The following is a 14,364-nucleotide window of genomic DNA, read 5'->3' as shown; positions in this document are numbered from 1 at the left end:
GCGTTATTGGATTAAAGGTCTTACATTTACAAACACAAACGATTTCATTTTTTCCATTCCTGAGGTCAAATTTTTTACTTGCTTTTCTTTTTCCATTATCATTTATTACCTTTTCAAGTTTCCATTTATCATTGATTCACTATCAACATAGAACAAATTATCATCATAATGATACATGTTTTCAACGTTTAGCCAATCTTAAAAATATGAAAATCTCTCTTTTTGTTCATCAATAAAAAGTTCAACACAATGTTTTAAACTTACAGTGCTTGTCCCAAAGTTTATGTCGATCGAATTTATATTTTCCATTATTTCAGTTTTTTTCTAATTAACGCCAACGTGCAGGGCTATGCGATGTGCCGCGATTTGGTTTTCATAATTTTTCTGTTTGTAAACATTCTCAAATTTACGATTTATTTTCAGTTTAAGTACAATTTGCGGCATGAAGCATAGCCGATGTTAGGCATTGTTACTCTTTCAATATCAATATTTTTCCAACATCCGTCATGTACATTGCATTAATATATTTTTGAAATGTTTTATCATAAGTCTTATGGCAATTGATTTTATTACCTTTTGTTATTATTCTTTTTCCTACAATTTCAAACAAGTTTTTTTGCGGAACTAAAAAATCATTATTGGGAAAATCTTTAAAATCAATAGCAAAGTCTTGTAGTCTTATTACTGCAATTTTATTTTGTCCAATATCAAAAATATTATAATCAATACCACTGTCAGTTATTGCTTTACAGTGCTTTGAAATAATTCTTGTAACAGGATATTTATTCGCTTTCAAAATTCTAGTATAGAATCTATTGAGTCGCCATGCAGGAAGTCTTTTTTGAAAGTGTAAATATGTTATGGATATAATTAACCAAAGAGGCAATACTGTCAAAAGTTTAAGAATGATGGAAAAACTGTAGTCTTCGTATAAATAAATTAGAAACAAGATTCCCAGTTCAATAATTGTCAATAAAAAAACTGTATATTTTTTATACTTAATATCAAGAATCTTCTTTGTCTCATTAAGCCGATTTATTAATATGTTCCGATTCTCTTTATTAAGTTCTATGTATTCGGTTTGTATCATTTCATTTAATAATGCCTAACGGGTGCGGCTATGGTGCGTGCCGCAATTGGTTTTCATAATCTTCTCTGTTTACAAATATTCTCAAATTTACAATTAATTTTCAAATTCAGCACAATTTGCGGCATGCACTATGAGCCGCTGTTAGCTGAACGTGTCCCAACGGCAGTACGGAAACCTACAGAAGGCGGCGGAAGTATTTTTGCAACATCATTTCCCAGGTTTTCGTTTATGAATGAGCATCTTCCCTATTTTGAATGAAAATTTTTCAAACAACGCATAATTGATTTCAACCTGCAAAAATGATTACGCCGCCTTACTCCTGCCCTTGCGTGCGAAATCCCGAAACGAAGAATCCGGAAGAACTCGACCTTCCGTCACGCAAGCCATTTCCCCAAATTGTTCTGTGGCCTGAGCAGCTTGCTGCAACGTAAACATCTTGTTTACAGATGTGTCTTATGAAAATTAATTTTTCAAAAGCAAGCTGCGCAAGACAGCCCCAAAGAACGAATGATTGCCCGCCGGTGGGCATGACTGCTAACGGGTGCGGCTATGGTGCGTGCCGCATTTGGTTTTCATAATCTTTCTGTTTACAAATATTCTCAAATTTACAATTAATTTTCAAATTCAGCACAATTTGCGGCATGCACTATGAGCCGCTGTTAGCTGAACGTGTCCCAACGGCAGTACGGAAACCAGCAGAAGGCGGCGGAAGTATTTTTGCAACATCATTTCCCAGGTTTTCGTTTATGAATGAACATCTTCCCTATTTTGAATGAAAATTTTTCAAACAACGCATAATTGATTTCAACCTGCAAAAATGATTACGCCGCCTTACTCCTGCCCTTGCGTGCGAAATCCCGAAACAAAATATTCTGAAGAACTCGACCTTCCGTCACGCAAGCCATTTCCCCAAATTGTTCTGCGGCCAGAGCAGCTTGCTACAACGTAAACATCTTGTTTACAGATGTGTCTTATGAAAACTAATTTTTCTAATAGCAAGCTGCGCAAGACAGCCCCAAAGAACGAATGATTGCCCGCCGGTGGGCATGACTGCTAACGGGTGCGGCTATGGTGCGTGCCGCAATTGGTTTTCATAATCTTCTCTGTTTACAAATATTTCAAATTTACGATTTATTTTCAATTTTAGTACAATTTGCGGCATGCACTATGAGCCGCTGTTGGCTGAACGTGTCCCAACGGCAGTACGGAAACCAGCAGAAGGCGGCGGAAGTATTTTTGCAACATCATTTCCCAGATTTTCGTTTATGAATGAACATCTTCCCTATTTTGAATGAAAATTTTCCAAACAACGCATAATTGATTTCAACCTGCAAAAATGATTACGCCGCCTTACTCCTGCCCTTGCGTGCGAAATCCCGAAACGAAGAATCCGGAAGAACTCGACCTTCCGTCACGCAAGCCATTTCCCAAAATTGTCCTGTGGCCTGAGCAGCTTGCTGCAACGTAAACATCTTGTTTACAGATGTGTCTTATGAAAACTAATTTTTCAAAAGCAAGCTGCGCAAGACAGCCCCAAAGAACGAATGATTACCCGCCGGTGGGCATGACTGCCAACGTGTGTAGCTATGCGATGTGCCGCAATTTTGTTGATTTATCTTTCTGTTTTACAATTATATTCGTTTACTGATTAATCATCTTATTTAAAATACACTGCGGCATAACGCATAGGTGTTGTTGGCAATAGTGTTTCCTAATATTTTAAGTCTCTAAAAACATTGTTAAGTTCACTAAACTGCAATCTATTAAATTTGGCATTTGGTAAGTAAAGAGTTCCTTTTAGTTGATATAAATCTTGAAAAGAGCTCGTTTGTAAATATTTTTTTAATATTTCTATTGCTTTTCCCCGAGTTACAGTAACCGTTTGTTTTAAATTTTCTTTTAATTTCCCATCATAAGCAACATTAGGATTAAATGATTTCCTTACAATTGGAATTGATGTTACTGTTATCTTATTAATACTTGTTTCTGCAAATGACTGAAAAACAACATATACAATATCTCTTTTAACCTGTTCTTTCATGTTTGCAATACTTTCTTGTGTCAAGAATTCTGTTGATACTCTTATATGTAAAGGTTCGCCTTTTTTAGATATCTTCTTTAAACATTCCCCCTTAAAGTCTTGGGCATCTCTTAACATGTCCATGACAGTTTTATATTTTGGAAACTTTAATTCTTTTTTTGTATAGCCTTCTGCAGGTTTATCTTCGCCTAATATTTCTACATTTAAATGTGGTGTAAAATTTGCGATTGCCCATGCTCCATTTCCACCTTTATCCGGTAATAATTCAGGAAGATAAAATGAAATCCATAATTTATCATAATTTTTTCTGCTTTTTCGTAATTCTTTTGCCAGTTTAGTTAATTCATTTTTCGTGATTTTTTTATCTAATTTTATTTGCAATCGACAAACATTATTATTCGTTTGCTCTTTTAATATTTCGTAGTTATTATTACTACTGCATGAAAAAAGTGTAAAAATTAAAGTGAGAAAAATAAAATACCGTTTCATAATTATTGTTTTTTTTATCCTTTTCTTTACATTATTGCCAACGGTGTGGCTATGCGATGTGCCGCTTTTTTATTGTTTAATTTTCGTATTTACAATTTTCTTCATTTAATGCTTAATCGATTTATTTACAACAGATTGCGGCATAACGCATAGGTGTTGTTGTAAGCAGTACTTTCTATTCATCTTCTAACCAATTAGTCTCTATATTCAAAATTTCGCCTATTGATTTACCTTGATTTATATTAATCTTATCATTCTTAGCATATTGATATGTCATTTCGAAATGACTAAAATCTAAGTCATGATTTGAGAAAGGATGTTTAATAAACCAATACTTAGAAACTGGTATATTGAACTCCATTGCATAAGTTATCAATATTCCACTAACATTCTGAAAGATTGGCCCGTTATCGCTAAAAAATAGACCATCTTTCTGTCTCACGAGTTTTTCATCTTTATTATTTGGGTCATTCGACCATGATAATGCGATAGAACCCCAGACAGCATTCCCAACGTCATATTCACCACTAAACCTAGAACCGATTGCGTTTATACAAATTATATATGGCTTATCTAATTTCCCATATCTCTTGGCTTTTTTTGAAAATGAGTTTTTAATTGAATCTTCCGCTCCTCCCCAATAGACTTCAAAAGGATAAGCTCCAATTGGCATGCCACCTTTATCTCTGTATTCCGGGTCTTTAGGTATTAAAGAAACAACCAATTTTAAGTTAATATCTTCAATTTGTATTCGAGGACTACCATCAAAGCCAAAATTTTGTATGAGTTCTGTAACTTTATCTGGGTCAATTTTTTTTAATTCACTTTCAATACTTGATATAATTTTTTTTGTTGAAGGCTGTCTTTCATTTTTTAAAATTAATTTTTCAATTCTTAAAAAGAAGTTTGGCGATTTGATTTTATTCAAAGAATCATATATTTGATTTATTCGTCTTTGGTGTGCCTCTTGTTTAATTGTTTTATCTCTTGCTTCTTTTGCTTCAAGGTAAAATTCAATATCATCTTTTTTTAATAGAAAATCTGGTCTTTTGTTTGAACTTGGTACTTTGGGATGAATAATTATTGCAAATCCTTGATTTTTAAATAATGAGAAAATAAATAACTCATAAAACGCGCTTGAGAAAGTTTTTTTAAACCTACTTTTCAATTCATGTTTTTCGGTTTCTGGATAGCATTCAAACCATTCATTTAAAACATCACGAACCTTTGATACATCTTTCCTCGCAGAACGGTCATAATAATCATATAAATTTTCATTATGTAATGCTGGTTCCAGATGAGTCCTATTTTTCTTTTCAAAAAGTATCATTAAGAGTTTTTTTGTATATCGTACCCGTATTGCTTACAACGGGTGCGGCTATGGTGCGTGCCGCGATTGGTTTTCATAATCTTCTCTGTTTACAAATATTCTCAAATTTACAATTAATTTTCAAATTCAGCACAATTTGCGGCATGCACTATGAGCCGCTGTTAGCTGAACGTGTCCCAGCGGCAGTACGGAAACCTGGCAGAAGGCGGCGGAAGTATTTTTGCAACATCATTTCCCAGATTTTCGTTTATGAATGAACATCTTCCCTATTTTGAATGAAAATTTTTCAAACAACGCATAATTGATTTCAACCTGCAAAAATGATTACGCCGCCTTACTCCTGCCCTTGCGTGCGAAATCCCGAAACGAAGAATCCGGAAGAACTCGACCTTCTGTCACGCAAGCCATTTCCCCAAATTGTCCTGCGGCCTGAGCAGCTTGCTGCAACGTAAACATCTTGTTTACAGATGTGTCTTATGAAAACTAATTTTTCAAAAGCAAGCTGCGCAAGACAGCCTCAAAGAACGAATGATTGCCCGCCGGTGGGCATGACTGCTAACGGTTAGGCATATGAGGCGGTGGGCGTTTTAATGCTCAAATCTTTCAGTTTACCATACCGTTTATTTGTATTTATAATATTTGTTTAACTAATTACCGCCCAATGACTTATATGCTTTGTTGGGGGTATGTGCTTTAAATTCATTATGTTTTTTTGAATAGCCGATCTTAATCTTTTTTATGTTTATTATAAATATTGTTTCAAAAGTTTTTGAAGTTCTGTCTTATCGGGTAAATATAATTTGTATTCATTTGGAAAGATTTGTTTATTGTCTTTTGGCAAAGTGTATTCAATAACAAAATCATCTTTTTCTTTGCATAGAATTATTCCTATTGTCGGATTTTCGCTTTCAGTTTTAATTTCTCTATCGTAATAGTTCACATACATCTGCATTTGTCCTATGTCTTGATGTTTTAACTTCCCTATTTTTAAGTCTATGAGCACAAAACAACGAAGCAGGCGATTATAAAAAACCAAGTCTATATAAAAGTGCTCTGTTCCTGAAGATATACGCTGTTGGCGTGCTACAAATGTAAACCCTTTGCCTAATTCTAATAAAAATTCTCCGAGATTGTTGATTATGGCTGTTTCCAATTCATTTTCCGAATATGAACTGTCTTGTTTTATGTTTAAGAATTCAAGAACCAATGGGTCTTTTAACAGGTCTTGTTCGGTACTTATAATTTGCCCTTTTTCAGACAATTCTTTTACTGCTTTTCTATTCGTGCTTAAAACCAGTCTTTCAAAAAGAGATGAGTTTATTTGCCTGTCTAATTCCCTCTCTGACCACTTGTTTTCTGCTGTTTCTATAATGTAGAAATTCCTTTCGTCTTCATTCTTTATGCTTAAAAGTCTGACAAAATGGGACCATGTAAGATGATGGATGGAAGTAATCAATTTTTCATTAAACAAATTTACATCTTCCTTTTCTGATTTTGCAGAAGGTGTCTGCAATTTTTGATTGTCAGATTTTGCAAACACTGTCTGCAAAATTGGAAACTCAATATAAAACTGTTTCATATAGTACAGGTTTCGCCAAGAATATCCTTTGCCAAACCTACTTGTCAAATCTACAGATAAACGTTTTAATAATTGAGTGCCATACACAGCTCTATCTTTCCCACCTTGTTCGTATTCGACAATAAACTGACCAATATGCCAATAGGTAACAACCATCGTATTGTTGATCGTTTTTACGATGTTATTTTTAGCATTAGATAATAGTTGAGAAATAACAGAAAATAAATTATCATACTGTCGTAATTCTGGTTTTTTTGATGGCATAAAATCTACTTTTTAATTTCTATCAAAAATACAATAAATTCACAGCGTGAATAATAAAACAAACCTGCTTGATTTCAGATCTTCTTCTGATTTCTTTTGAACAATAATCAATTTTCTATATGTGACGAATAACTCTTTGGGTGACTTCTCTCGCATTACCCCCAACGGGTGCGGCTATGGTGCGTGCCGCAATTGGTTTTCAAAATTTTCTCTGTTTACAAATATTCTCAAATTTACAATTAATTTTCTATTCAGTACAATTTGCGGCATGAAGCATAGCCTGATGTTGTAGCCAGTTTTTCTTTATTTTTCTTTTCTTCTAATTAATTCTTCTTCTGCCATTTTTTGAACTTCAATCGTTAATGTCGTATTTCCATTGACTATATTTTTTAATTCATTATCCGTTTTGCTTTTTAAAATTTTATTCCAATCATATTTTCCTTTGTACAGATTCTTAAAGTTTAAAGTTTTAACAAAAACTTGTCGGTGAAGATATAGCCGAATAATGATATGAAATATTCCTAAGACTAAGACAGATAATGGTACAAATCCATACGTCGCAATATTTAATGAAAAAAATAGCATAGGTAATATACTGGCCATAAGAGCTGTAAACAGTGAAATGACTCCGTAAGTATAATCTACAGAATAAACAATATCATTGTTTATTGAAAAATACAATTCTGCTTTCCTACAAAATCCAGCCCATAAAGTCATAATACTATTTTGAAAAAGTTCAGGAAATGATCCTTTGATAATGAGTTTGTCACTTTCTCTTTCAACCTTACGGTAATGAGTTCCACTAATATTCGTCAAAAACAAATCAATAATATCTTCCTTTCTCTTGTTCTGAACTTTTTTCCTATATGTTTTAGTAAACAGTGTTTTCAATTTATATTTCTTACAATATTCTACTCTTTCTCAAATGTTTATTAAAATACTCATACCAAATTGGCTACAACGTGCAGGGCTATGCGATGTGCCGCAATTTGGTTTTCATAATTTTTCTGTTTGTAAATATTCTCAAATTTACGATTTATTTTCAGTTTAAGTACAATTTGCGGCATGAAGCATAGCCGATGTTGGCATTTCGTTAATTATTCTACAAGCTATTGTTGCTCTAGATATTTTAAATCTTTATAAATGTAATTCAAGAATATCTTATCTTCTGCTTGGTATTATTCAAGGTTAAATTCTTTTTCTAATTTTTTTACCTGATATTTTATTTTCACAATATTGCAAAATAACTCAATAGCACATTTTTTAATTTACTAAATATATTCCCTTGGGCCTCTTTATATTTTTTCTTAGGGACATATATGCTTTCCTCTAAGGAATTTATAAAAATATAGAGTTAAAGCTTGGTCTAAAATTTCAATGTCATATTTATTCACTCTAATTGCCTATTTTTAAGAGTTATTAGAAATTAATCCGTAATAAAAGCATTCCAATAAAAAGACCAATTGCAAACCAAATCATTTTATGCGTCGTACTTATAGGAATATTTCCTTCGTAAATTTTTTCATTATTTCTTACAATGGTTAATTTAATTTTATTCCAACAAAATAATTGACATCTAGAGATAACTTTAAAATTATCATGTCCTATTTTAAACTTATGTGTAGTGCCTAAACACGAAATTTTCTTTGAAACTTCTTTTCCATTATAAATAATTTTCTCAATACCAAGAAGAGAGTTATGAAACTCTATTTTATCTTGATTGATTTCAATTTCGCCATATTTCATCTTTAACTGTATTTTGGTTAACTATTTTTATTACCTATTTAAGTATCTTTTTCTTAATGAATGCCAACGGTTTGAATATGGTGCGTGCCGCAGTTTGAAACGATTATTTTTCAAATTACAACAATCTTTATTTTGTGTACTAACTTTCCTATTTACAACTAATCGCGGCATGCACTATATTTTTTGTTGTGCCCAGTATTTTATATTTTTTTCTTTCTATATTGTTCTATTTGCACAGAAATAACTCTATATAATTTATTAATTGGAAGAAGTTTAATGTATAATTCTTCATCTAATAAAATCTGTGTAATAATTTCATTTTTTGTGTCTCCTTTAGGTATTTTTGTTAAATTATTTTGTTTAAGTTTAATATCAATATCATCATAAACAATATTACCATGTTTGTCAAAAAAAGGTATTTTCCCATTTTCTCTATAAAAATCAAAATTTGGATCTTGATCATTTTTAATAAATTCATTAAAAATATCTTGATCTTTGGGTAGAAAGTATTGAAAACGATATTCTATTGGAGTATAAGTCTGACTCATTAATTCTCTGATATTGTAAACTTCGAAAGATTTTTTAGTAATATCATTTTTTCCTACAAGTAGGTTTTCAGGTAAGAATGAAGAAGAATCACTCATTTTAATACCAAGAGAAAATATATTAAAAAGATTGACAAAACAAATTAGTCCCAAATTGGGAGATTCGAATAATATTAAATAATGGTTATTGTTTTCAAATTCTATTAAATGAGAAAATGGCTCTAAAATCTGATTATTTAAACCATCACCAAAAAATGTGATATCTTTATATAGGTTTTCAAAATCTGCTTCTTTAAGTAATTTTGAAATTTTAATCGCAGTTGAATCGTTAAAATATTCTGGAATCTGGTCAATAGTAAATTCATATGCAATTTTTAATATTGCTAACTTAAAATCTTTAATATCTATTTTCAAAGAAGCATGAATCCATGGTCGATTTTCTTTTTCTTTTACTTGTTCAATCCTAACTTGTTCTTTTGGAATTCCATTTCTTTTAAGAAATTTATTAATGATTTCATCTTTTTTATGTTCGTCTTTAATATCTAAAGTAATAGTAAAAGTTTCAGCAAAAGTCTTAGGAATATTTGGTAATAATCGAGGTTCAAAATTTCCTTCGCTATCAAGTTCTAATCTAATTTTCTGTTCTGGATTATCTTTTAAAAAAAGTGTTCCTGAGAATGGATTGGGGATTTTACCAGATTTACCTTTTATACCTAATAAATGTCTTTGGAACTCAATGAATTTATGATTAGTTAATTTGTTGTCTATTAATGTTCCTAATCTGCTATTACAGTCTGTGCATACTGTATTAATGTGATAATATCCTTGAATTGAATCAGGAATAACATGTTCATCATTAAATTCTGTTTTGTTTTCTCTGCAAATTATACATTTCATCATTTTTCTTATTTTTATTGGGCACAACGGTTATGTATATGAGGCGTTGGGCGTTTTAATGCTAAATCTTTCAGTTTACCATGCTGTTTATTAATACTTATATTGTTTATTTAACTAATTGCCGCCCAATGACTTATATGCTTTGTTGTGCTTTCGTGCTTTAACTTATTCATCTTTATTTCTTTCAAATACCGCAATTTTTTTTGCTAATGTAGTTCCCCTGCAGTCTTTCGGTTTACTAAATAAGTTAATATGAGAGTCATTATAAATTTGTTGTTTACTTGTACATGCAGATTTTAGGAAAGGATTCTTCCTTAAATCTTTGTTCACCCGTGAATTAATCCATTTTTCGGAAATTCCTAAACCTATATACCTCGCAAAAAATAAATACCAAGATAATTCGAATATGGATTGCTTATCATTTGCTTTAATAATTTCAGATTTAACCAATTCTTTAATTATCTCTTTTAATTTGAATTCAGTTCGATATTTTAGATATATAAATTCAATCACAGATAAAATATGACAGAGTATCTTTTCAGATTCTCTCTTTACAAGAACAAGAAGACTCAAAGTTTTTAATATCTCTTTTCTTCTTAAAGATTCCTTCGTGGAAAACTGAATTTTTAAATCATAGTCATTGTTAAATAATTCACTAAAAAACTTTTCAAGAATGCTAGTCCCAGGATATTCCTTATGAATATCAAGGACAGTCAATAATGTAAGTTCAAAAGTTTTAAAAGAAATCCTTTCTTTATCTTTTATGCTGTATTGCTGGTACGCTCTATCATGTTGTCGGTAAAGTCCATTCGGAAGCTCAAGTATCTTGGTTTTGCTTTCATTTATAAGTAAATTAAATTGTGTTAGTTCTTCTGCTAAAACTTTTAATATTTCTTTTGCATCTGATTCTGTATTACACAAAATTCGATAATCATCTTTAAATCTAGTTGCAATAAAGTCTTTATCTTTTAATTTCTGAGAAATCTTTAAGTCAATACTACTTAAAATTATTTCGGCTATTAAATCACTTACCGCTGAACCAACTGGAATACCATTTGTTCTCCCATTATTAGCGTATTGAACAAGCTTATCTATTTTGTTCCCAGTAAGTGTACAAGTTTTATCTTTAAAAGCCGTTTCCTGCCCATGTAATGCCCAACCAATACTATGAGTGTAAATTGAGTTATAAAAATTTGTTATATCTGAGCGTACAATTAAATTATATTTATGTGCTTCAGCAACCAAATCTTTTTCTGCCATTGTAATCCACTCATAGATCATTCTTCCTGAACGTAATGGACTTAATTCTCCTCTCGCTCCATCATTTACTGGAATTGGAAAACTATAAGAGAAAATCTTTAAATCTTCATGAAAAATATGATTAATAATATTATCCCAATCATCCATTAGCCAATAAACAATATCATGGTAATTATGTGGGTGTTGGATTCCAAAAATACGAGAAGTTAAAAGAGATTTTGGATAAGAAATATTAATTAATTTACGTCTTGGCGGGTTTGCTAAATTGTTAATGTAAACATTTTCTTGTAATTCAAAATCTTTTACTCTGAAAGATGGTGGAACAACATACTGCTCTGGATAATATCCTTCATTTAAAAGCCAATTAGCAATCAAATCTTCATTAATTAGCTTTATAAGCTTTTCTGTTTTACGAAAATGTTTTTCAATCAAGCTCATATTATTCCAGTATTTTTCTTAGCATGAAGCACAACGGGTGCGGCTATGGTGCGTGCCGCAATTGGTTTTCATAATCTTTCTGTTTACAAATATTCTCAAATTTACGATTTATTTTCAATTTTAGCACAATTTGCGGCATGCACTATGAGCCGCTGTTAGGCGTTCGTTTTTATTTGATCCATGCTTTAATTTTTATGTCTAATTTTTCTGTTAATTCTTTATTAGTTTCGTAAATTATATGAGGGAAATGATTAGTGTCAAAATGTGATTTAGAAAACCAATCTTTATGACAAGTATAAATAACAGGTTTCCCTAATCCAACAGCAAATCCACTTTCAAAATACACACCATCTTTTTGTTGACTAAAATCTGCTATACAAAATTTACAACTTTTAATGGCAAAAATTATAGCATCATTAATTGTTTGTGAACTTTCTATTAGCTGCTCATCAATTATTACTGGTTCAAAATCATTTTTCAAAATAGCATCTTTTATAGCATCTCGAGTTTCTTTCATTTGAGGGTCAAAGGACATAGCTACAAAACATTTATTTGATAAGTTCCCTTGTTCCATTAGATTCAAATAATAGTTAAGACCTTTAAATGTAATTTGAAAATCTATAGGATATTCTGTATCGTTTAAAAAATGACATTCAATTAAGCCTTGATAATCCAATTCTTTGAGGTAATATATGCATTCGTCTGCAGATTTAAAAAAATGCTTGTAATAAAACTCTGGCTTTTTAACAACCTTGCTGATGTCAACGATTTCTCCATCAAAATTCTGTAATTGATATAATGTTTTTAATAGGTTGTCTATTTTTTCTTTAGGGGTTTTAGGATAAATTATTTTCTTTAGTTTTTCTTCTAAGTCATCTAAAATCAAAGTAAAACAGTATTCTTCATCATAATTTGCAGCAGAAAGCTGTTTGTTTAAAATAGCACCGGCAATTAAATGTTTATTTTTTTTAAATTTTTCATCTTCTACAAGTATGTCAAATCTTATACCATGTTTAATAACATAGCTTTCGTCATTTACAATTATCCTATATGAGGTAGAATCAATTCTATCTGCTTCAAGATTGGTTATTGGACATACCATTTAAAACATTTTTTAGTTATTATTTTATTTATTTATAAAATGACGCCTAACGGGTGCGGCTATGGTGCGTGCCGCAATTGGTTTTCAAAATTTTCTCTGTTTACAAATATTCTCAAATTTACAATTAATTTTCAAATTCAGCACAATTTGCGGCATGCACTATGAGCCGCTGTTGGCTGAACGTGTCCCAACGGCAGTACGGAAACCTGCAGAAGGCGGCGGAAGTATTTTTGCAACATCATTTCCCAGGTTTTCGTTTATGAATGAATATCTTCTCTATTTTGAATAAAAATCTTTCAAACAACGCATAATTGATTTCAACCTGCAAAAATGATTACGCCGCCTTACTCCTGCCCTTGCGTGCGAAATCCCGAAACAAAATATTCTGAAGAACTCGACCTTCCGTCACGCAAGCCATTTCCCCAAATTGTTCTGTGGCCTGAGCAGCTTGCTGCAACGTAAACATCTTGTTTACAGATGTGTCTTATGAAAATTAATTTTTCAAAAGCAAGCTGCGCAAGACAACCTCAAAGAACGAATGATTGCCCGCCGGTGGGCATGACTGCCAACGTGCAGGGCTATGCTGCGTGGTGCATTTTTATTGTTTAATTTTTCAATTTACAAACATGTTTTAATCAAAGTTAATACATTTATTTACAGTTATTTGCACCATGCAGTATAGCTGATGTTGGCTGCTGGCATTTTTAAAAATCAAACTCGTTTTTTGGAATTAATGATTTTAATCTTTTTGTCAATTCTATTTTAAATTCATCAAATCCTTCTCCATTTGGTAAGTATTTCAGTACTCTATGATGTCTTAAATCAGCAGGAACATCGCTTATTGATTGTGTTATTGGTATTACAGTTTTCCCTAAAGTATGTGCAATTCCAACTTCATAAAAGACATTGGGATTTTTACCCGTGAAGTCCGCAACTACAATTTTTGAAGTAAAGATTAATTCAAAAATATCTTGAATAAAAGTTGAATTCACCCATATGTCATTCGCTTTTAAACAGTCTAAACCAACATTAGTACAAGAACTTTTAATTTGTTCAAATGTTTTGGTAAATTCTTTGCTAAATGGCATCATCACAGCCACCAATTTTTCATTTAATTCCTTAGTTGGAATTTCAAATACTTGGGGTGAAAACTGAATAAGTCTTTTGGGTATTTCATTATGTGCAGTTGAGATATATTCTGACACAGTAACTTCAGAAAATTTGTGGGATATATATTCTTTAATCCGTTCCAAATTTGCAGGGTCTTTATCCGTCATTTCTTTAAGAACTTCAAGAACATTTCCTTCATAATCTGGATCTCTAAAATTTAAACTTCTTAAAAGTCTATTGTGATTATTAACAATGTCTTGGCAGTCTATTGAAAAACCGAGTTCTAACCATTCGGAATGTGTAAAATGTTCTAAAATTTGATTTTTCAAATCAATTAATTCCCTTCCATCAATTTTCTTTGTCATTACTTATTTGTTTTTATTTGTGGTTTTTCTTAATGCTTGCAGCCAACGTGCAGGGCTATGCGATGTGCCGCAATTGGTTTTCATAATTTTTCTGTTTGTAAATATTCT

General features: G+C 31.5%; 12 protein-coding genes. 2 read left to right on the top strand and 10 right to left on the bottom strand.

Annotated features, from left to right (window positions below; genetic code table 11):
• Positions 1–469: 469 nt before the first annotated feature.
• Positions 470–1,090, bottom strand: a complete 621-nt coding sequence (locus LA303_RS08010) for a hypothetical protein (RefSeq protein WP_240524767.1) — start codon at positions 1,088–1,090, stop codon at positions 470–472.
• A gap of 30 nt (positions 1,091–1,120) precedes the next feature.
• Here LA303_RS08010 and LA303_RS08005 point away from each other — a divergent pair, with 30 nt between their 5' ends.
• Positions 1,121–1,348: a hypothetical protein gene (locus LA303_RS08005; RefSeq protein ID WP_240524766.1), complete on the top strand. Its 228-nt coding sequence runs from the start codon at positions 1,121–1,123 to the stop codon at positions 1,346–1,348.
• A 1,453-nt stretch (positions 1,349–2,801) separates the two neighbouring features.
• On the opposite strand, the gene LA303_RS08000 is transcribed toward LA303_RS08005, so the two are convergent.
• The 8 genes from LA303_RS08000 to LA303_RS07965 form a co-directional block, all read right to left on the bottom strand.
• Positions 2,802–3,620 carry a hypothetical protein gene (locus LA303_RS08000; RefSeq protein ID WP_240524765.1) on the bottom strand — a complete coding sequence of 273 codons (819 nt, stop codon included), beginning with the start codon at positions 3,618–3,620 and terminating at the stop codon, positions 2,802–2,804.
• A 175-nt stretch (positions 3,621–3,795) separates the two neighbouring features.
• Positions 3,796–4,950 carry a hypothetical protein gene (locus tag LA303_RS07995; protein WP_240524764.1) on the bottom strand — a complete coding sequence of 385 codons (1,155 nt, stop codon included), beginning with the start codon at positions 4,948–4,950 and terminating at the stop codon, positions 3,796–3,798.
• A 745-nt stretch (positions 4,951–5,695) separates the two neighbouring features.
• Positions 5,696–6,793: a PDDEXK nuclease domain-containing protein gene (locus tag LA303_RS07990; protein WP_240524763.1), complete on the bottom strand. Its 1,098-nt coding sequence runs from the start codon at positions 6,791–6,793 to the stop codon at positions 5,696–5,698.
• 303 nt (positions 6,794–7,096) lie between these two features.
• Positions 7,097–7,684 carry a hypothetical protein gene (locus LA303_RS07985; RefSeq protein ID WP_240524729.1) on the bottom strand — a complete coding sequence of 196 codons (588 nt, stop codon included), beginning with the start codon at positions 7,682–7,684 and terminating at the stop codon, positions 7,097–7,099.
• A 528-nt stretch (positions 7,685–8,212) separates the two neighbouring features.
• Entirely contained in the window at positions 8,213–8,539 is a 327-nt protein-coding gene (locus tag LA303_RS07980; RefSeq protein ID WP_240524762.1) for a hypothetical protein, read from the bottom strand.
• 200 nt (positions 8,540–8,739) lie between these two features.
• Complete coding sequence (locus LA303_RS07975; RefSeq protein ID WP_240524761.1) at positions 8,740–9,984, bottom strand: HNH endonuclease; 1,245 nt, start codon at positions 9,982–9,984, stop codon at positions 8,740–8,742.
• A gap of 162 nt (positions 9,985–10,146) precedes the next feature.
• Positions 10,147–11,679, bottom strand: a complete 1,533-nt coding sequence (locus LA303_RS07970; protein WP_240524760.1) for an RNA-directed DNA polymerase — start codon at positions 11,677–11,679, stop codon at positions 10,147–10,149.
• 169 nt (positions 11,680–11,848) lie between these two features.
• Positions 11,849–12,781, bottom strand: a complete 933-nt coding sequence (locus LA303_RS07965; RefSeq protein WP_240524759.1) for a nucleotide-binding protein — start codon at positions 12,779–12,781, stop codon at positions 11,849–11,851.
• A gap of 61 nt (positions 12,782–12,842) precedes the next feature.
• On the opposite strand from LA303_RS07965, the gene LA303_RS07960 reads away from it, so the two are divergent.
• Entirely contained in the window at positions 12,843–13,070 is a 228-nt protein-coding gene (locus tag LA303_RS07960; protein ID WP_240524714.1) for a hypothetical protein, read from the top strand.
• A gap of 415 nt (positions 13,071–13,485) precedes the next feature.
• Here the strand turns inward: LA303_RS07960 and LA303_RS07955 are convergent, their stop codons facing one another.
• A complete protein-coding gene (locus tag LA303_RS07955) occupies positions 13,486–14,256 on the bottom strand; it encodes a hypothetical protein (protein WP_240524758.1) in 771 nt (256 codons plus the stop codon).
• Positions 14,257–14,364 lie beyond the last annotated feature (108 nt).

It is taken from the genome of Candidatus Sulfidibacterium hydrothermale (assembly GCF_020149915.1).
Taxonomy (GTDB): Bacteria; Bacteroidota; Bacteroidia; order Bacteroidales; family F082; genus Sulfidibacterium; species Sulfidibacterium hydrothermale.
The sequence above is the reverse complement of the archived record's forward strand: the minus strand, read 5'-3'. Positions and strand labels throughout refer to the sequence as shown.